Source organism: Bifidobacterium gallicum DSM 20093 = LMG 11596, assembly GCF_000741205.1.
Classification (GTDB): Bacteria; Actinomycetota; Actinomycetes; order Actinomycetales; family Bifidobacteriaceae; genus Bifidobacterium; species Bifidobacterium gallicum.
Map to the genome: position 1 here is coordinate 78,589 of NZ_JGYW01000011.1, position 20,216 is coordinate 98,804.

Genomic DNA, 20,216 nt, shown 5'->3' on the forward strand with positions numbered 1-20,216 from the left:
TCACTCGGCATCCTTGGCCAAGTCGTCGGCCACAGCGGCAGCAGCGGCAGCAGCGGCCACGGTCTCGTCCTCTTCCACAGCGGCGACTTCAGCATCAGCTTCGTCGTCGGAACCCAGGAAGTCGGACAGGTCGAGCGTCTCACCGTTCGAGGTGAACGTGACCTTGCGCATGCCACCGAGCATGCCCTTCGAGCGGGCGACTTCCTGCACGGCCGAACCGATCTGGCCGTTGCTCAGGATAGCCTGGATGAACTGGTTCGGATCCATGCCGTACTGCTGGGCAATCGAAGCCAGGAAGTTGAACACATCGGACTGCGAGACTTCCACGTCGAGCTTCTCAGCCAGGGCGTCGAGCACCATCTGATCGCGCAGGGCCTTCTCGGCATCCTCCTCGACCTGCTTCTTCGTCTCGTCGTCCGCGTTCGGCTGGCTCTTGAGCTGCTCTTCCACAGTCTGCTCGAGCACACCCTTCGGCACCGGAATCTCGAGGCCTTCTTCGATCTTAGCGATGAACGCGTCACGGGCGGCCGTGGCCTGGCGGCCCTTGGCGTCCATGGCGGCGGCCTTGCGGATCTCTTCCTTGAGCTCATCGAGCGTGTCGAACTCGGAAGCTTCCTGGGCGAAATCGTCATCGAGCTCAGGCAGTTCCTCAGTCTTCACCGAGTTGACCTTGACCTTGACGGTGGCCTTCTCGCCAGCGTGATCGCCACCCGTGAGCGTGGACTCGAACGTCGTCTCTTCGTCAGCCGACAGGCCTTCCAGAGCCTCGTCAATGCCGTCGAGCATCGTGCCCGAACCGATTTCGTAGCTCACGCCTTCCTGCGTATCAACGGACTCGCCGTCAATCTGGGCGTCGAGGTCGATGTTGACGTAATCACCTTCCTGAGCCGGACGGTCCACGCCCACGAGCGTGCCGAAACGCTGGCGCAGAGCCTCGAGGCGCTTGTCCACGTCGGCATCCTCAACCTCAACGGGCTCGACTTCAATCGTCATCTCGTCGAGTTCAGGCAGGTCGAACTGCGGACGGCGTTCCACAGTGGCCGTGAACTTGAGCTTGACATCGGAATCAGCGGACTCGGGAACCTCGGTCACCTCGATCTCGGGCTGAGCCATCGGGCGGATTTCCTTGGTTTCCAGAGCCTGCGAATAGAACTCCGGGACAGCCTTGTTGATGGCTTCGCCGGCAACGGCGCCGAAGCCGACGCGCTGGTCGACAATCTTGGCCGGCACGTGGCCCTTACGGAAGCCTGGCACGTTGATCTGCTTGGCAATCTCTTCGCGAGCTTCCTGCAGGTACGGTTCAAACTCTTCGTTATCAACGGTGATGGTGAGCTTGGCCTTCGTAGGCTCAAGGTTCCTAACGCTAATCTTCACGCTTGCGCTCCTGAATACGGTTAATTCTTATCTGCCCTATGGCAACCGTTACATAGTAACGCGACTCAACGACGCGCTCACGAGCCCGATTTGCCAGTCGCGAGCGCCTTCCCGGCGCAGAAACTCGGCCACGTCCACACGCCCGGGATGATCGGTCCAACACAGGTCGCGCACAATCTGCGGCTTGAGCACGATTTCGGACGGCGTATGCGTGTCTTGTGAAATCTGGTTGATGATCGCGCGCGCCTGTTGCAGCCGTTCGTAGCGTTTGGGATGGTGCGTTTTCCAGGCTTTCATCTGTTTGGGCGCATGCGTGGCTCCGCCGTCGACGAGGCTGCGGTCGTCACCGCGTTTGGTCGTGTCGCGTGAGGGCCATTGTGTGGGTTTGAGTTGCAGCGCGTCCAGGATTGTTTCTTTCCATACGCCGGGTTTGACCATGCGTTGGATTGGCGCGTAGCGTTCGTACATTTTGCTTTGTTCACCGCCCATGCGCATGCGCACGCGTTCATTCAATGACCGTATGGCCCGGAATTCGCGGTTGTTATGCGGCTTGCGCTGTGCCGCTTCAATAATCGCGTGGTCGGACAATAGCAATGTTGGCGCGATGTCGTAGGCGCGGGCCAGTGTGTCTCGTTTTTCCCACAGCGCGCGCGATGGCCAGTCCCTGTCCGTCACGTTGCAGTTCCGTGATATGGGAAATATGGCGCCATGGTTGGGTCTTGGGTTTGCGCGGCTGCATGCCGTGTTCCAGCGCATAGGCGAACTCCTGGCGCGCCCACTCCTCTTTGCCCGCGGCTTTGAGGTCGCGCATCATCGCTTCACGCAGTTCAATCAGCAGTTCCACATCCAATGCCGCGTAGTTGCGCCAGTCGCGTGGCAGCGGACGATGAGACCAATCGGCCGCCGAATGTTCTTTGGCCAGCGTCAGCCCCAGATAGCGTTCGGTCACGTAGGCCAGTCCGAACCGTTCGAGGCCTAACAGTCGTGCGGCCAGTTCCGTGTCGAACAACGCGTGTGGCCGGATTCCCAAGTCGGCGAATCCTGGCAGGTCTTGCGCCGAGTCGTGCAAAATGAATTCGGCATCCCCCACCGCTTGCATGAATTCAGCCCAGTCGGCGCCGTCTGCCGCGACGGCTTGCGGGTCCACGAGCGCAATGCCGGCCCCTTCCCGCTTGAATTGCACGAGGTAATCGTCGTGGGTGTAGCGAAATCCTGCAGCCCGTTCAGCATCGGCGGCCACAGGACCGCTCGCGTAGGCGAACCGTTCGCACATGTCTTCAAACGCTTGCGCCGTTTCAATCACTTGCGGCACGCCTTGTTTTGGTTCGGCTAACAGCTTGGGCTCGTTGTTCACGACACCATCCCGGATTTCACTCGTTGTGTACGTTTGCTATGCGCCAGTTTCGCGCGTTCGGCCGACAGTGTTCCCTATATGGTATTTCCGCCAACCCTCATGGCCACTACAGTCCCATAGCGACGCGCTCGTATGGGATTGACAGCGGACAGGCGAAGGTTGGCGGAAATAATGAAAAACTGTTACCAGCTGTGCACACCACGTGCCGGCCGGTCAGTAGACCTTGAAGCCGTGCGATTCGAACTGGGCTTTGACCCGGGCCTTGAGTTCAGCGGACGGTCCTTTCTGATCCTCAAGCGGATAGTCGAGACGCATCTCATGCCACTTGGGGCGGCCCAACTGGTGGAAGCCGAGCACGTCGATGTGTTCCACAGCGTCACCGAACGTTTCGCAGATGCGCGCGACGTTCTCAACGTTCTCTTCACTGCTTGTCAAACCCGGAACGAGCACGAACCGCACCCAAATTTTCTTGCCGGCTTTGGCGAGCCGCTGACCGAAATCAATCGTCGGCTGCAGCACGCCGCCCGTGACTTTCTTATAGGTTTGCTCATCGCCGGACTTGACGTCAAGCAAGCACAGGTCGATGTCGTCAATCATCTCGTCGGTATAATTGGCGCCCAAGAACCCGGACGTGTCCAAACAGGTGTGCACGCCCATCTCCTTGGCCGCACGGAATGAGCGTGAGACGAACGCGGGCTGCATCATCGACTCGCCACCCGAGAACGTGATGCCGCCGTTCGTGGCCTTGAACAAGTCCTTGTACCGCTCGATTTTCTTGATCATCGCATCCAACGTGACGGGCTTGCCGTCACGCATCTTCCACGTGTCGGGGTTCTGGCAGTACTGGCAGCGCAACGGACAGCCAGACAGGAACACGGTCATGCGCGTGCCCGGGCCGTCAACGGAAGTGTTGATGTCCCAGGAATGCACGAAACCGATGTCACCCGTTTTCAACGCGCGCAACCGGTCGCGGCGGTCCAAGCCGACTGGCGATTCGAAACCCGACAGGCCTCCCATCAGCGTTTGGCTGACATATTCCTTGTTCTCACGCAACATGTGCTGACGCGTGGAACGGAATCCCGTACTTTCGACCATGGGCCGTATCTCCTTTGCTTGACTGGCAGGTCAACATCGATGTTGAAGCCAGTGTATGCCTTAAAAACTGTTGAAATGCTTGAAGGCGGCGTGCCGGCAGACCACAGGCCTGTCAACACGTCGCCTTCACAGCTTCGAAGCGTAGTGGCGCGCAAGTACCCTAGTTCACCTGCGCGGGGACACGTCCAATCAGTCCGTGACCGCTCCCTGGTGGAACGTACGCGAGATGACGTCGAGCTGCTGCTCCTTGGTCAACTTGACGAAGTTCACCGCGTAGCCCGACACGCGCACGGTCAGGTGCGGGTACTTCTCGGGGTTCTCCACGGCATCCTCGAGCTGTTCCTTGCGCAGCACGTTGATGTTCGCGTGGTAGAGGCCGTGACCGTTGCCGGCGTCCAGGATGCCCACGAGGTTCGAGATGCGCTCATCCTCGTCGCGGCCCAGACCGTCAGGCGTGATCGTGTTCGTCAGCGAGATGCCGTCGAGCGCGTCATCGTAATCGATCTTGCCCACCGAGAACATGGACGGCAGCATGCCGTGCGAATCCATGCCGTTCTCAGGGTTGGCGCCCGGAGCGTACGGCGTGCCCTTTTCGTGGCCCGACGGGAACGAACCCGTGTTCTTGCCATACTCGACGTTCGACGTGATTGTCAGGATCGACTGCGTCGGCACAGCGCCACGGTAGACGGGCAAGCGCTTGACCTGGCCCATCACGGTGGACACGACCCACTTGGCCAGATCATCGGCACGGTCATCATCGTTGCCGTAGACCGGGAACTCGCCGACCGTGCGGTAGCCGACAATCAGATCGTCATCGGCGCCCTCAACATACTCGGCTTCGTGACCCGGCATGTCCTTGGCGTCCTTGTTGTAAATCGGATACACCTTGGCGTACTTGCAGGCCGACAGCGAGTCGGCAGCAATCGACAGGCCCGACATGCCGCAACCGAGCGTACGGTAAACCTCACGGTCGTGCAAAGCCATTTCGATGGCTTCGTACGCGTACTTATCGTGCATGTAGTGGATGATGTTCAGCGCCTCAACGTAGGTTTCCGACAGCCACTCGAGAGCCTTCTCGTAGTTGGCCTTGACCTTGTCGAAGCTCAGCGTGCCGTCGGCCTCGGGCGTGATCGGTTCGATGATGCCCTTGTCGATGACCTGCTGGCCCGTCATTTCGTCACGGCCGCCGTTGATCGCGTACAACAGCGCCTTGGCCGAGTTTACGCGGGCTGCGAAGAACTGCATCTGCTTACCCACGCGCATCGGGGACACGCAGCATGCGATGGCCGCGTCGTCGCCCCAGTGGCCGCGGATGTCCTTGTCGGACTCGTACTGGATGGCCGAGGTGTCAATCGAGGTGCGGGCGCAGAAACGCTTGTAAGCCTCAGGCAGCTTCGGATCCCAGAAAATCGTGATGTTCGGCTCAGGTCCCGGTCCCAGGTGCTCGAGCGTGAGCGTGTTGAGCAGACGGAACGAGGTCTTCGTCACGAGCGTGCGGCCGTCATCGCCGAAACCGGCGTCCGACCAGGTCGCCCAGTACGGGTCGCCCGAGAAGATCGCGTCGTAATCCTTGGTACGCAGGAAGCGCACGATGCGCAGCTTCATGACGAGGTTGTCGATGATCTCCTGCGCGTCGGTCTCAGTGAGCACACCGCGCTTGAAATCACGCTCGAAGTAGCAGTCGAAGAACGTGGACACGCGGCCGAAGCTCATGGCGGCGCCATCCTGGCTCTTGATCGAAGCGAGGTAGCCCATGTAGGTCCACTGCACGGCTTCCTTCGCGTTCATGGCCGGACGGGCCAGGTCAAGGCCGTATTCCTTGCCGAGGTTGATCAGCTTCTTGAGCGCCTTGATCTGCTCGTCATGCTCTTCACGGTAGCGGATCCAGTGCTCGATCTCAGTCTCGGTGAAATCGTTGCGGTACGGCACGGCGTCCTTGTCACGCTGCTTGAACTTGATCAGCATGTCCACACCGTACAGGGCCACACGGCGGTAATCGCCGATGATGCGGCCACGGCCGTAAGCGTCCGGCAGACCCGTGAGGATCTTGTTGTGGCGGGCGACCTTGATGTTGCGCGTGTACACGCCGAACACACCATCATTGTGCGTCTTGCGGTACTTCGTGAAGATCTTCTTGACTTCCGGATCGGGTTCCTTGCCGGCTTCGCGGATGGCCTGCTCGACCATACGCCAACCGCCGTTCGGCATCATGGCGCGCTTGCATGGTTCATCGGTCTGCACGCCAACAATCACGTTGTCGACTTCGGGAGAATCGATATAACCTGCCGGGAACGCGTCCACGTCAGCCGGCGTGTGCGTATCAACGTCGTACACGCGCTGCTTGCGCTCGACGGCCAGATAGTTGTCGTCGAGGTACTGCCACAAATGCTTGGTCTTGTCGGTAGCGTCCGCCAGGAATGACTCATCGCCCTCATACGGCGTGTAGTTCTTCTGAATGAAATCGCGGACGTCAATATCTTCCTGCCAATGGCCGGGGACGAAACCTTCCCAAGCCTCGGCCTTGATCTGCTCTGGGGAAAGTGTGGTTTCTTCCACAGCTGCCATGTCCACTCCTTAGATGGGCTGATTGACGACGCTTCTTCGTGCCGTCGACTGATTCAATAGTCTAACCGCTGGAAACGGGAAAATGTTCCCGTTCCAGCGTGACCTTGGTCACATTTGACCGCAATCAGTGCCATCACTGGATTCTGGCAGTACCACAGGTGCGTGGGCGGTGCGTTCGCGATGCATAGCGACCGCACGGTTGCCTAGTTATCGGCGGCCATGTTGAGCATGACATGCCCGGGATTTACTTACGGAATGTACTCATGGGATTCACTCATCGATGCCGTGGCCCCAATTGCTCCATTCATGGTCCTGGTCATCCCAATGTTTGTTGCGTTGCTGCGCTATTTTCAGCGCCTGTTCGGCATCCTTGCGTGTGGCGTATGGGCCCATACGATGCTGCATCGGCGACTGAGGACCCAGCTCCACGTTGCCCGTGGCTGTGTTGTAATACCATTCTTCCTTCAACGGATCGCTCATCGTGGGTTCCTTCCTGTTTCTACGCGCATGAATGTCATGCATGTATGGCGCGTTGCGTCGTCATTGGTTCTGGTGCCATTGTAAGGAGGCATCGTGCGTGCTGCCGCCCAGTTCAGCGCGACGGCAAACCTCGCGCCAGTGCAAGATCCATGCACTGCCCGCACTGTAAACGACAGTCCCTTGACTCACGATGGTGGGCAAGGGACTGTTGGGTGGGCTGGAATTTCTATTATTTCCGCTTATTCGCGGAACGCGTTGGTCACGGGCAGTCGGCGGTCCCGGCCGAATGCGAGCGCACTGACTTTGGGTCCCAACGGATACTGGCGACGCTTCCATTCAGCACGGTCAACCAGGCGCATGACCGTGTCCACCGTCTGCTCGTCAAAGCCGTCTGCAATCAGGTCGGCACGTCCATGGGCATGCTCGATGTAGGCGGCCAACACTTGGTCGAGCAGCGCATATTCGGGTAGCGAGTCGGAATCCTTTTGGCCTGGACGCAATTCGGCGCTTGGCGCTTTCTCAATCGAGTTGACCGGGATGATTACACCTGATGCCGGCATGATGCCTGATGCGCCGTCTTCGTTGCCCACGACGTTCAGCCCCCCGATGCCCATGCCTTGGGTCAGGGCCTTGTTGCGCCACCGTGCGATCTGCCAGACTTTCGTTTTGAACAGATCCTTGATTGGTGCGTATCCGCCCACGGCATCGCCGTAAATCGTCGAATAGCCGCATGCCAATTCGGATTTGTTGCCCGTAGCCAATGCCAGCACGTTCTTCGAGTTCGATGTGGCCATAACAATCACGCCACGGATACGTGCCTGCAAGTTCTCGGCCGATACGCCTTCGAGATGCAACTGGTCTTGGAACGCCATGAACAATGGCTCAATCGGTTGCACCTCGTAATGCGCACCCAGGTTGTGCGCCAGGTCGGCCGCGTCATCCTTGCTGCCATCCGAGGAATACATGCTCGGCATCGAAATGCCCCATACATTCTCGCCGCCGCAAGCGTCGGCAGCCATGGCGGCCACAAGCGCCGAATCAATGCCGCCCGACAAACCCAAGGTCACTCCGGTGAACCCGTTCTTTGCCATATAGTCTTTCAGGCCGAGCACACAAGCCGTATACACCTCTTCATCGGGGTCCGGCAATGCGGCGATTGTAGTTGGTGTCTGACGGGTTTGGTTGGTATCCAGCGTGAAGAAGCTCAAGTTCTCCATGAACATTGGGGAACGCTCAAGCAGCGTGCCATCGGTGTCGAGCACAAAACTGCCGCCGTCAAACACGAGGTCGTCCTGGCCGCCTACCTGGTTGAGATAGATGATCGGCGCGTTGACTTCGGCGGCGCGACGTGCGGCGAGTTCCTGGCGTATATGCCCTTTGCCTTCCTCATACGGCGAACCGTTGATCGTCAACAGCAAGTCGATGCCTTGGCCTGCCAGATCGGCGACAGGGCCACCTTCCTGCCAAATGTCTTCGCAAATCGCGACGCCCACGCGCACGCCGTCAATCGTCAAGACAGTGGAACGCTCACCGGCCGAGAAGATGCGGAATTCGTCGAACACACCGTAATTGGGCAGGAAATGCTTGTCGTAGCCAGCCACAACTTGGCCTTCATGCAACACGACGAGCCGGTTGCGTGGTTTGCCGTTGTCATGGTCGGTGCCAATCGTGCCAACGACCACATACAGGTCTCCCAGGCCTTCCTGCTGCAGGGTTTGTGCAAGGTCGGCGGCTGTGTCCCATGCGGCTTGGCGGAATGTGGCGCGTAACGCCAAATCCTCAATCGGGTATCCCGTCAGTGTCATTTCAGGAAACGCCACAATGCGGGCGTGGTCGGCTGCGGCTCGCTTGGCGTAGGCCAGGACGGTCGAAGCGTTGGTGACGAGATTGCCCACGCACGTGTCAATTTGGGCTAAGGCGATGCGAAGTGTGCTCATGCGTCCATACAATACACGGGTGCATGAGCGTTGCACGTTTCATGCAAGCCCAACGCTCATGCGGCATACAGCGTGGCATACGCACTATGGGCCGCCTGATGAAGTGGCGAGTCGCTTACTGGCTCAATTGGCCAAGCACGCGCAGCGCGGCGTTGACGTAGAATTCGGCGCCTGTGCGCATAGCTTCATCGAGCCCTACGAATTCGGGACTATGCCAACCGGCGCAACCCGGCTGGCCGTTCGAGCCGATGAACGCGAACACCAATCGTGTGCGTGTCGCGTATTCGGCGAAGTCCTCCCCCGCCATGGACGGGATGATTGGCGCCAGCTTCGCGTAATCGGGCACGTCGGCCGCCACAGCCTCAATCAACCCGGCATCACAGACCAAAGGCGATTGGAAATCATCCCAATCCACGTCGGCGCGAATGCCATAAGCCGCCGCTGTCTGTTCCACAATCATGCGGAACCGGCGTGCCATCATGTCACCGTCTTCACGGTGAAAATAGCGAGCCGTGCCTTGAAACGAGGCTTGTGCAGGCACGACGTTCCACACGTCGCCGCCCTCCATTTGCGTCACCGATACGACGAGCGGATGGAACGGTGTGGCATTGCGGCTCACAATGGTTTGCAACGCGAGCACGATTGACGACATGGCTTCCAACGGGCCTGTTCCTCGATTCGGGTATCCCGCATGTGTTCCTTCGGCATGCAATGTGACCTTGAACTTCACGCAACCGGCCATCATGGGTTCAGGGCCTGCCGCTATGACACCCGGCGCATAGTCAGGATTGTTGTGTGTGCCAATAATCGCTTCCACCCCGTCAATCAGTCCCGCGTCAATCACGGCGCGAGCGCCCTCCCCGAGTTCTTCAGCAGGTTGGAAGATCAACCGGATGCTGCCTGCAAAACGGTCGCGATGGTCCGCCAGCCACCATGCGGCTGCCATGAGGGACGCCATATGCAGGTCATGGCCGCAGCCATGCATGACACCTTCGTTGACTGAAGCGAACGGCAATCCCGTGTGCTCTTGGATTGGCAATCCGTCAATGTCGGCGCGCAACGCGATCAGCGGGCCTGGTGCGGTGCCGTCGATTTGTGCGCATACTCCGGTGGGCATCGGATTGGGCAGCACGCTGATGCCATGCTGACGCAGCTGCTGTGTCACGACCTCGCTCGTGTGGTATTCAGCAAATGAGCGTTCCGGATGCGCATGCAAATCATGGCGCAGCGTCAACAGTTCCTCAGGTACCTCATATTGAATCGTCATGCGGGTGTGCTCCTTAAAAATCGAAATCGGAATGGTTGGTCACATGAATGCGAACAGTTATGCAAAAGCCGTGCGCGATGCGCACGGCTTGAAGTATTGGATTATCGGCGAAGCAGACGTTTGGCAATCGCGTTCGCAATGGCCTGCACGACTTGCACCAGCACAATCATGATGATGACGGCTGTCCACGTGACCATTTGGTCAAACTTCTGGTAGCCATACGCGATCGCGAAATTGCCCAAGCCACCGCCGCCGATGTATCCGGCCATGGCCGACATGTCAAGCACGCCGATGAACAGGAACGCATACGCCAAAATCAGCGGAGCCAACGCTTCAGGAATCAGCACGGTACGGATGATCGTGAACCGCGAGGCGCCCATGGAGCGTGCGGCCTCAATCACACCATGGTCCACGGACACGAGGTTTTGTTCCACGAGTCGCGACGTGGCGAACGTGCACATGACGACCATTGGGAAAATGGCTGCCGCCGTGCCAATCGACGTGCCGACCACCTTGACCGTGACGGGTTGCATGGCGGCCAGGAAAATGATGAACGGGATGGGTCGCACAATATTGACGATGATGTCGAGAATGCGGTATACGACAGCGTTCTCAAACAGGTTGCCCGGACGCGTGCCATAGAGGATTACGCCGAGCACCAAGCCCAGTGCGCCGCCAATAACAATCGTGATCAACACCATTTGCAGCGTCTGCGCAATCGATTGCATCAACAGTGGACGCAACACGGTCCAATCGCTACGGCTGGCCAATGTGGTCTGGGCCGCGAGTGCGGTTACAGCTATCGGTGGCATCAGTCACGCTCCTTGGCTCGTTTGGCGTCGGCGGTGGGAACGATGGTTTCCACATCATCGACTTGTTCAAATTGTTCAATGCCGGCATCCACCGTGTCCTGCATCTGCGGTTTGGACGCGGGAGCGGCGGCGATATGGGCGCGGCTGACGGCTTCGTCATAGGCCACAGGATTGTCCTTGGTACCAAAGTCCACAATGTCACTGTGTTGTGCCAGTTCGGTCAGGAACGCGTCAATTTGTTCGACGGGACCAGTGAATTCATAGGTCATCGCGCCAATTGCCACGCCTTGCACCGTGTCAATGCCGCCATAGAGCAATCCGCTATGCACGCCATGCTTGGCGATCAGGTCGGAAATGTTCTGTCCGGAAGCGGCAATCAGTGTGTTGCCGTCGGCGTCAAGGATCGGATGTTGGCGCACGACCACCGTCACTAGGCGGCCTGGCCATTGCTCACGCATCACGTTCACGCGCGCTTCATCCGGCAAACCGTCCATGGCCGTGGCGATAAAGCGTCGTGTCACATCTTGTTGCGGTGCGGCGAATACCGAATAGGTGGTACCTTGCTCGACCACGCGGCCCGCGCTCATCACGGCTACACGGTTCGCAATCTGCTGCACCACATTCATCTGATGCGTAATGAGCACAATCGTGATGCCGAACTGTTCATTGACGCGTTTGAGCAGTTCCAGCACTTCAGTTGTGGTTTCCGGGTCAAGCGCGCTTGTCGCTTCATCGGCCAACAGAATCTGCGGATTGGTGGCTAGTGCGCGGGCAATGCCGACGCGCTGCTTTTGGCCACCCGACAATTGCGATGGATATTTGTTGGCGTGATCGCTCAATCCCACAAATTCGAGCAGTTCCTTGACGCGGCGATCTTGGTAATCCTTGCGCCAATGGTCCAGCTGCAGCGGATAGGCGATGTTTTGCGCCACGGTTTTTTGTGAGAACAGATTGAACTGCTGGAAAATCATGCCGATTTTCTGGCGCACAGGCCGCAATTGCGATTCACTCATCGCCGACACGGCATGTCCCATGACGCTCACGGAGCCTGACGTGGGTTTTTCCAACGCGTTGATCATGCGCACCAGCGTGGATTTGCCGGCACCGGAATAGCCGATGACACCAAAAATGTCACCTTGGTTGATTGTGATACTCACATCGTCCACGGCGCGGGCGACCTGTTTTGAATCGCGCTGCTGGAATGTTTTTACCACGTGGTCGAACACGATGATGGGTTCGGGAGTTTGGACCATGGTGTTGCCTTTGCTTGGCTGTCAAGCCGTCATGCGCGTCCGCGCTCGCCACATCGACGATTGGTTGGCGTCAATGTGGCGAGCGCGGACACTTGGATCTTCACTTGTTCTCACTGTTGCGTCATTGTAGCGTGGCATCTACCGCTCACCCCACCACCGATGACGCATCACTTGTCGCGTGCGTCCTGCTCGATGTCGTTGAGGAAGCCTTGCAGTTCCTTGGCGCTGAACTTGTCCGCCAACACGGCCGTACCGCCAGCGTTTTCCTGGAGCTTGTCAAGCACGGGCTTCGTCTGGAAGATTTCCACGCACTTGTTGTAGACCTCATTGTTCACGTCATCGGCACGCACAGCGAAAATGTTGATGTATGGACGTGATTCCTCAGCCTCGGCGTTGTCCTGGTAGAGCGCGTCCGTGGGCTTGAGACCCGCGTCAGCCACGTAATCGTTGTTGATGATGCCGGCAGACAAGTCGTCCGACCCGCTCTTGAGCGTGTTGGCGATCTGCTCGGCCTTCATTGGCACCACCTTGATCTTGGAGTTGGCGTCGTCGATGTCTTGCGGAATTGTGAACGCCGTCCAATCGCCCTTGAGCGTGACGAGGCCTGCGGCCTTGAGCACGCCGATTGCACGGGCCTGGTTGGTTTCATCATTCGGGATGGCCACAGTGGAACCGGCTGGAATCTGCGAAATATCGGTGTACTTGGGCTTGCCGTTGTCAAATGCGGCATACAGGCCCAACGGGTAGATGGCCACGCCACCCAACGGCTGCAGGTTCTTGTGGTTCTGCACGTTGTAGTTGGCCAGATACAGCAGATGCTGGAATTCGTTCATGTCAAGGTCGCCCGCGTCCAGAGCAGGATTTTCACTCGTGTAATCCTGGAAATCCTTGATGTCCACGTAAATGCCTTGGGCTTCGGCCTGCTTCGTGAACTCCACCCACTGCGGGTCGGTGGCTCCAACGACGCCAATCACGACGGGATTGTCTTTGGAACCCTTGGCGGAGTCGTTTTGATGGTTGACGGCACGCGTGCCAAAGAAAATGGCGAGCGCAATCGCCGCGACCACAAGCACGGCGATGATGATGTTACGCGCCGTGTGGTTGACGCGCACCGGTTCTTCTGGCACTGACGGCTGTGCGCCGTTGGGCTGGTTTTGTGTCATGAGGGGTTGTTCTTCCTTCTTCATGGTGAATCATGCACGGTTGGACCATGCCGATTCCTTGATGGTATGACGCTGATATGTCGCCAAACCGTTGGTGTGTGATTTCGCGTCAAGCCTAGTTGGTCCATCATGGCAACCGCACACCGTCCACCACCGTTGATCACGGCATACGGGAACGTACGGGTTGCTTAGGATTGTTGAAGGTCAACGCGTGGAAAAGAAACCAAGTTCGCCACATGTCAAATGGCGATTGGTGAGAATGACCTGAATTCAGCGTGCGCTACACATGGAGCACGATGCGCACAGCTGCACGACGGCAATCACGTCATGCTGCTTGTCCGACATCTCAACGCTCCTATCCGCTGTCAGGGTGCTCAACGTTTCATGCCAGTGATACAACACTGCAAGACACATGAAGCCGTGTGAGCCGCTATCGGTTCGGCGATGGACTCGCCAGTTTGGCTACCGATACGAGTCAACATAGCGACGGGTCTCGAACAACTCGGATGCAAATTCCACTATGTGAACTACCGTGGTCGTATCGGATGCGTAAGCGGCTTGCAGAAGCCACGCGGCAACCACAGGAATATCAATGTTCTCGAACCATGAAGAGGGTGACATGAGCGTGAGTAACGATCAGCGGGCAACCATGCAGCAGCGGGCGGCCAATATCAAAGCAGCTTTTTTCGATATTGACGGCACATTGACGAGTTTCACCACGCATGAAGTGCCCCAGTCCACAGTCCGCACGTTGCATGCGCTGCAGGACCACGGCATAGCGATCTATATTTGCACGGGACGCGCGCCTTCATTCCTCAACGTCGTTCTGGAGCGCATTCCCGTGACGTTCAACGGCATCATCGGACTCAACGGACAGTACTGTGTGGATGGTGGCGAGCTGATCCGCGAGCAACCGCTGGCCCAAGACGACATCGATATCATGATGGAGTGGTTCGCCGACCATCCCGATGTGGTGGCGAGTTTTGCCGAGAAGGATTACGTGTATTTCAACCAGATGGACGACACGATGCGCCAATCGTGGAAAGCCTTGGGCAAAACAGCACCGGCTGTGCATATTGCCGACCCGGTGACGCGCACCGCCACAACCGACACATTCCAAATCAGCCCATACATCAGCACCGAGCAGGAGCAGGCGCTGACGCAACTGTGCCATAACGTGCGCGGCGTGCGCTGGGCACCCACGTTCGCCGACCTGATACCGGCGGACGGCGGCAAACATCGCGGCATCCAAGCCGTGATGAACCATCATGGATGGACGATGGACGAGGCTATCGCGTTTGGTGACGGCGGCAATGATATCGACATGCTCCAGGCCGCGGGAATTGGCGTGGCCATGGGCAACGCTGCGGATGACGTCAAAACGCACGCCGACTTCGTCACACGCAGCGTGGATCAGGACGGCATCGCTTACGCATGCCAGCAACTGGGCGTGCTGGGCGACTGACCTGCGCGAGGGAACGGTCTCGCAGCCTACGCACGCAGCCGCACAACACGCGCATGTCACACAATTCCCAGCGTTCTTGCAGTGTTTCGGCGGCTGCGATGCTAGTCTTGCGAACTATGAGCACTATTATCATGCACACCTCTGAAGGTGACATCACAATCAACCTATTCGACGACAAAGCCCCTGAAACGGTCGAGAACTTCTTGGGGCTGGCTAGCGGCAAGAAGGCATGGACCGATCCAATGACGGGACAGTCGTCGAACGAAGCGTTCTACAACGGCCTGACGTTCCACCGCGTCATCAAGGATTTCATGATCCAGGGCGGCTGCCCGCTCGGCACGGGCACTGGCGGCCCGGGTTACAACTTCGATGACGAGATCGACCCGTCGCTCACGTTCGACCGCCCTTATCTGCTGGCCATGGCCAACGCGGGTCTGCGTCGCGGCGCCGACGGCAAGATCCATGGCACGAATGGTTCGCAGTTCTTCATCACGACTGTGCCGACGCCGTGGCTCAACGGCCATCACACGATCTTCGGTGAAGTTGCTGATGAAGCCTCGAAGAAGGTCGTCGACCATATCGATACCACGGCGACCGACGGCCAGGACCGTCCGCTCGAGCCGATCATGATCGAGTCGATCGAGCTCGTCTGAGCCGGCACCTCTCCCCCAACTTTGTAGCATTGTGGCCCGGATCCGCGCCTATTGACGCGTGAATCCGGGCCACATTCGTATGTGACAGGCCGTTACGTCATTGCCCTACCGCTGCCAGCAGCACGAGCAACGCTGAACATTCACTCCTGGCCTGCACGATGGCGCATACGGCGCATGCGCGGCTGGGCGGAATCTTTGGCGCCCGTCAACCGGTAGACGTCGAACACGCCCTCAATCTTGCGCACTGCAGCCAGCACCGTGTTCAAATGCTGCGGATCAGCCATTTCAAACGAGAACTGCGACGTGGCCACACGGTCGGATCCCGTTTGGATCGTGCCCGACAGAATGTTGACGCCGTGATCGGACAGCACACGCGTCACATCGCTGAGCAGATGCGGACGGTCCAACGCTTCGACCTGGATGCGCACCATGAACAAGCCTTTGTCGCTCGTCCACGACACTTCGATGATGCGTTCGGGTTCTTTCTTTTCCAGATTGAGAATGTTCACGCAGTCCGTGCGATGCACGGACACGCCTTCATTGCGCGTGATGAACCCGATGATGTCGTCACCCGGCACCGGCATGCAGCAGTGCGCCAGCTTGACCCAGATACCTTCCTCGCCTTTGACGGCGATACCGGAGGAGTTCGCGCCCGAACGCTGACGGTTGGACTGCACGCGCAGCGGCAGCACTTCCTCCTCAGCTTCTTTCGTGACCTCATCCTCGCCTGCATCCTTGACGAGGCGCGAAATCACATTCTGTGTGGAAATACGGCCGTCTCCCACGGCGGCCAGCACAGCCTCACCATTGGGGAAATTCAATTCCTGGGCCACGCCAATCAGCGCTTCGGGCCTCATCAACGCGGAAATCGGCAGGTTGCGTTTGCGCATGGCGCGCGTCAGTTCGTCGCGGCCTTCCTCAATCGCATCCTCACGACGTTCCTTCGTAAACCATTGGCGGATCTTGTTACGCGCTTTCTGGCTTTTGACAAAGCTCATCCAGTCGCGTGACGGGCCGGCCTGGTCGGATTTCGACGTCAACACTTCGACCGTATCGCCGTTTTCAAGTTTCGTGTCGAGTGGCACAAGACGTCCATTGACGCGCGCACCCATCGTGCGATGGCCTACTTCCGTATGCACGGCGTAAGCGAAATCGACGGGCGTGGCATCGGCCGGCAGCGAGACGATCTTGCCTTTGGGCGTGAACACATACACTTCCGCCGAGCCCAGATCCTCTTTGAGTGAGCCCAGGAATTCGTTGGAGTCCGGCGTTTCGCTCGTCCAATCGGCGAGCTGCTGGATCCATTTGAGATTGTCCCCTTCGCTTAAATCCTGGGTTTCGCTGCGTTTGCGGTCATCAGCGTCCGGCGTGCTCAGCGCGCGTCCGGCCTGACCGTTCGCCTTGTACTTCCAGTGGGCGGCGATGCCGTATTCGGCGCGCCGATGCATGTCCCACGCGCGAATCTGAATTTCCACCGGTTTGCCGCCCGGGCCCACGACCGTCGTGTGCAACGACTGGTACATGTTGAGTTTGGGCATCGCGATGTAATCCTTGAACCGTCCCGGCACAGGATTCCAGCGCGCGTGCACGGCGCCCAGCGCGGCATAACAGTCCTGGATCGTGTCGACGATGATGCGCACGCCCACCAGATCGTAAATATCGGAAAAATCATGGCCGCGCACGATCATTTTCTGATAGATTGAGAAATAGTCTTTGGGCCGTCCCGTCACGTGGGCGCTGATGTGCTGTTCGGCCAGATCTTCGTTGATTTCAGCCAAAATCTGCTTGAGATAGACTTCACGCTGCCCGGCTCGCTTTTGCACGAGCACCACGATTTCGTTGTAAATCTTGGGGTGCAGCACTTTGAAGCTCAGCTCTTCAAGTTCCGTTTTGATGGCGTTCATGCCCAACCGGTTCGCCAACGGCGCGTACACGTCGAGCGTTTCGCGCGCTTTGCGCTGGGCGCTCGTGGGCTTGACATAGCGCCAGGTGCGCGCGTTATGCACGCGGTCGGCCAGTTTGACAACGAGCACACGCACGTCACGGCTCATCGCCACGACCATTTTGCGGATCGTTTCAGCTTGGGCCGAGTCTCCCACGTCCATCTTGGTCAGCTTCGTCACGCCGTCCACAAGCCCTGTGACCGTGTCGCCAAATTCGGCCCGGCATTCTTCGAGCGTATAGTCCGTGTCTTCCACCGTGTCGTGCAGCAATCCCGCGGCCACAACAATCGGTCCCATGCCAAGGTCGGCGAGAATCTGCGCGACGGCCATCGGATGGATGATGTAGGGTTCACCTGATTTTCGACGCTGGTCACTGTGCTGCAGCACGGCGCGTTCATAGGCGCGACGCACCATCGACATGTCCTCGCCGGGATGGTGCGCTTCACATGCGGAGATGATGGGCTGCAGCGGGTCCAACGGGTTCGTGCTGATCTCGCATCCCAGCATGCTTGACGACTGCGGTTCGTCCGCCGCTTCACCCATGGGCCCTCCTTTATTCAGTTCCATCCGTCCGGTTGTGCCGTCCAGTGTACCCTACCTGTTCGGGGGTACGGTACATTATTATTTCCCTGATACCCGCTTGCCCGTCGCAACGCCGTGTGGCCTATTCGTCAGGACGCCACTCCTGTCGATCCGAATCCGCGTTCCGCCCGATCCGAGGACGGCAACGTCTGGGCTTCAATGAACTTCGCCTGCACGTAGCGCTGAATCACGAGCTGCGCAATACGGTCACCCGGTTCAAAATGCACGGTTTCATGCGCATCAAGATTGATTAACGGCACCTTGATTTCTCCGCGGTAGCCCGCGTCGATCGTGCCGGGCGCGTTGAGCACGGTCACGCCGTGTTTGACGGCCAATCCCGAGCGCGGATGCACGAACGCCACGTATCCGGCAGGCAGCGCAATGGCCACGCCGGTAGGCACGAGCGCACGCTCGAACGGAGCAAGGTCAATCGCTTGCGTCGTGATCAAATCGGCGCCGGCGTCGCCTGCATGCGCGTAATGCAATTGCGCAGGGTAGGCCGCATCCAATGATTTGACGAGCACTTCAGTGTCTTCAGGCTCGTTGTATGCCGTATCGACGGTCATCAGATGGCGCACTCCTCGCACACGGGTTGGCCGTCATCAGTGGTATACGCCAACTGGCTGCGATGCTTCACGAGGAAGCATTCGGAGCAAATGAACTCGTCGCCCTGCATCGGAATGACAGTCACCGACGCATCCTCGTTACTCAGGTCGGCACCGGGCAGTTCATAATCTTCGGCGATGGCGTTCTCGTCATCGTCCATGTTGGCGGCGTCGTTTTGGGAGCTTTTACCCAGAGCCTGCAGCGACTCCTCATCCTCATCGGTGTTGCGCGGGGAATCATAATCCTGTGCCATGGCTGTCCTTTCGGTCGCACCTTTGTTCAAGGCCATCTTCCAATAGCCCGTTTCCCCGCATAGGATACACTATTTCTTTCATTCGTAAAGTCCACTGGCATCGCGCGTGTACACTAATTTTTACATATTGCATGAAAGCGGGGCTGATTCAATGGTTGCAGGCATTCCCAAAGCACGGTTCGACCATGTCACTGATGATGGCGACCTGGCCTTTTCCATGGGCACGCAAACGTTCCTGGTCGACGTCAACGAGGAATTGGACCGGGCGATCATGTCCGCCAAGCAAATCAAATCCGACCATATTGGTGAACAACATGTCGAGCATAAGCGCACGATTCCGATTTCACAGATTCAACAACTGATTCGCGCCGGCCTCGACCCGCATACGGTGGCTGAACGCTACGATCTGGACGAAACACTCGTACGCCGATTCTCAGGGTCTGTAGAAAGCGAAAAAAACTACGCGATCAAGCAATTCCTCAATGTCGCGGCGCCCAAGGAAGCCAAGGTGCATACCATTTCGGAACTCATCGACCGCACGTTGGCCGCGTTGCGCGTGAACCGTTCGGACGTGCACTGGTCAGCCACACGCCGCGCCATCGAACCATGGCATATCACGGCATCGTTCACGACCGCCGAAGGACGGCGTATCCATGCGCAATGGTCGTGGAGCACACACGACAATGCGATCGGCTGCCTCAACTCGGCCGCGCGCACGTTGTTGGGCGAACAATCCACGCCGGCGCCCTCCCAATCCGACGATGACGACCTGACGTTGCAAGAGGCCGTATCCTCCTCACCATTGCCTGGCGACTCGGCACGCTCGGCGCGCATTGAACTGGCCGTCTCCTCCGCGCAACAAGCCGCTCAACCCAAGCATGCGGCTCCGGCACCCCAAGCCGACGATCGGCCCTCATCCCTTGCGCCAGCAGCCGCCAATGTGCAGACCGCCGACACGGACGACACCGTGGTGGAGGTTGACGCTATGGCGCAAGGCGCCGAAGTGTCAGCCAACGATAAAGTGATTACGGCTGAAGTAGCCGAGGTGCATGCGCATGTGGCTGGCAGCGGCCACGATGCGGGCAAACAGCAATCATCATCAAATACCACGACACGGCAGAACGCGCAAACAGTGGGATTCGTGCGCGCGATGATGGGTGCTGCGAGCGTGCCTCCCGCCGATCCGGCACTGAACCAGCCAGCACCCGCACAGCCGGCACCCGCCCCAGCCAACGAAACAGGTTCGCTGCCAGTCGCGCCCACGGCGACACCCACAGTAACGCCAGAAAGCGCCGGAGCCCCGCCCACCGATGACCGCGAGCGCACGACGCGTCATGGCGGCCGCAAGCAAATGCCAAGCTGGGATGAAATCCTGTTCGGCAAAGGCGAGTAAGGCTGCCGAACGCGCAGAATA

The 20,216-nt window shown here is 58.6% G+C and carries 15 protein-coding genes and 1 pseudogene; 3 read left to right on the plus strand and 13 right to left on the minus strand.

Annotation, left to right across the window (positions count from 1 at the left end; genetic code table 11):
* The 10 genes and pseudogenes from tig to BGLCM_RS07715 form a co-directional block, all read right to left on the minus strand.
* On the minus strand, nucleotides 1-1,374 hold the full coding sequence (gene tig, locus BGLCM_RS07670) for a trigger factor (protein ID WP_006293916.1): 1,374 nt from the start codon (nucleotides 1,372-1,374) through the stop codon (nucleotides 1-3).
* Between the two features lie 48 nt (nucleotides 1,375-1,422).
* Nucleotides 1,423-2,728: pseudogene (locus BGLCM_RS07675) on the minus strand (HRDC domain-containing protein).
* Between the two features lie 213 nt (nucleotides 2,729-2,941).
* A complete protein-coding gene (gene pflA, locus BGLCM_RS07680) occupies nucleotides 2,942-3,823 on the minus strand; it encodes a pyruvate formate-lyase-activating protein (RefSeq protein ID WP_044085283.1) in 882 nt (293 codons plus the stop codon).
* Nucleotides 3,824-4,012: 189 nt separating this feature from the next.
* On the minus strand, nucleotides 4,013-6,388 hold the full coding sequence (pflB, locus tag BGLCM_RS07685; RefSeq protein ID WP_006293912.1) for a formate C-acetyltransferase: 2,376 nt from the start codon (nucleotides 6,386-6,388) through the stop codon (nucleotides 4,013-4,015).
* 270 nt (nucleotides 6,389-6,658) lie between these two features.
* The gene (locus BGLCM_RS07690) at nucleotides 6,659-6,868 is read right to left on the minus strand and encodes a hypothetical protein (RefSeq protein WP_044085285.1); all 210 of its coding nucleotides are present in this window, start codon (nucleotides 6,866-6,868) and stop codon (nucleotides 6,659-6,661) included.
* 239 nt (nucleotides 6,869-7,107) lie between these two features.
* The gene (locus BGLCM_RS07695; RefSeq protein WP_006293910.1) at nucleotides 7,108-8,805 is read right to left on the minus strand and encodes an NAD+ synthase; all 1,698 of its coding nucleotides are present in this window, start codon (nucleotides 8,803-8,805) and stop codon (nucleotides 7,108-7,110) included.
* A 115-nt stretch (nucleotides 8,806-8,920) separates the two neighbouring features.
* Nucleotides 8,921-10,072, minus strand: a complete 1,152-nt coding sequence (locus BGLCM_RS07700) for a M20 metallopeptidase family protein (protein WP_006293909.1) — start codon at nucleotides 10,070-10,072, stop codon at nucleotides 8,921-8,923.
* Nucleotides 10,073-10,173: 101 nt separating this feature from the next.
* Complete coding sequence (locus tag BGLCM_RS07705) at nucleotides 10,174-10,884, minus strand: methionine ABC transporter permease (protein ID WP_006293908.1); 711 nt, start codon at nucleotides 10,882-10,884, stop codon at nucleotides 10,174-10,176.
* Nucleotides 10,884-12,137: a methionine ABC transporter ATP-binding protein gene (locus BGLCM_RS07710; protein ID WP_006293906.1), complete on the minus strand. Its 1,254-nt coding sequence runs from the start codon at nucleotides 12,135-12,137 to the stop codon at nucleotides 10,884-10,886. Before BGLCM_RS07710 ends, BGLCM_RS07705 begins: the two co-directional genes overlap by 1 nt.
* Nucleotides 12,138-12,304: 167 nt before the next feature.
* Nucleotides 12,305-13,300 carry a MetQ/NlpA family ABC transporter substrate-binding protein gene (locus BGLCM_RS07715; RefSeq protein ID WP_044085329.1) on the minus strand — a complete coding sequence of 332 codons (996 nt, stop codon included), beginning with the start codon at nucleotides 13,298-13,300 and terminating at the stop codon, nucleotides 12,305-12,307.
* Nucleotides 13,301-13,949: 649 nt separating this feature from the next.
* Here BGLCM_RS07715 and BGLCM_RS07725 point away from each other — a divergent pair.
* Together BGLCM_RS07725 and BGLCM_RS07730 are read left to right on the plus strand one after the other, a co-directional pair.
* A complete protein-coding gene (locus BGLCM_RS07725; protein WP_052295079.1) occupies nucleotides 13,950-14,765 on the plus strand; it encodes a Cof-type HAD-IIB family hydrolase in 816 nt (271 codons plus the stop codon).
* Between the two features lie 116 nt (nucleotides 14,766-14,881).
* Nucleotides 14,882-15,418: a peptidylprolyl isomerase gene (locus BGLCM_RS07730; RefSeq protein WP_044085287.1), complete on the plus strand. Its 537-nt coding sequence runs from the start codon at nucleotides 14,882-14,884 to the stop codon at nucleotides 15,416-15,418.
* A gap of 140 nt (nucleotides 15,419-15,558) precedes the next feature.
* Here BGLCM_RS07730 and BGLCM_RS07735 read toward each other — a convergent pair whose 3' ends face one another.
* From BGLCM_RS07735 to BGLCM_RS07745, 3 genes are all read right to left on the minus strand, one after another.
* Complete coding sequence (locus BGLCM_RS07735; protein ID WP_044085288.1) at nucleotides 15,559-17,904, minus strand: RelA/SpoT family protein; 2,346 nt, start codon at nucleotides 17,902-17,904, stop codon at nucleotides 15,559-15,561.
* 128 nt (nucleotides 17,905-18,032) lie between these two features.
* Nucleotides 18,033-18,509, minus strand: coding sequence for a dUTP diphosphatase (gene dut / locus BGLCM_RS07740; RefSeq protein WP_006293898.1), 477 nt, complete (start codon nucleotides 18,507-18,509; stop codon nucleotides 18,033-18,035).
* The gene (locus BGLCM_RS07745; protein ID WP_044085289.1) at nucleotides 18,509-18,802 is read right to left on the minus strand and encodes a DUF4193 domain-containing protein; all 294 of its coding nucleotides are present in this window, start codon (nucleotides 18,800-18,802) and stop codon (nucleotides 18,509-18,511) included. The genes dut and BGLCM_RS07745 overlap by 1 nt, the downstream gene beginning before the upstream one ends.
* 151 nt (nucleotides 18,803-18,953) lie before the next feature.
* Between BGLCM_RS07745 and sepH the strand changes: the two genes are divergently transcribed.
* Complete coding sequence (gene sepH / locus BGLCM_RS07750; RefSeq protein WP_006293896.1) at nucleotides 18,954-20,195, plus strand: septation protein SepH; 1,242 nt, start codon at nucleotides 18,954-18,956, stop codon at nucleotides 20,193-20,195.
* Nucleotides 20,196-20,216: the final 21 nt, after the last annotated feature.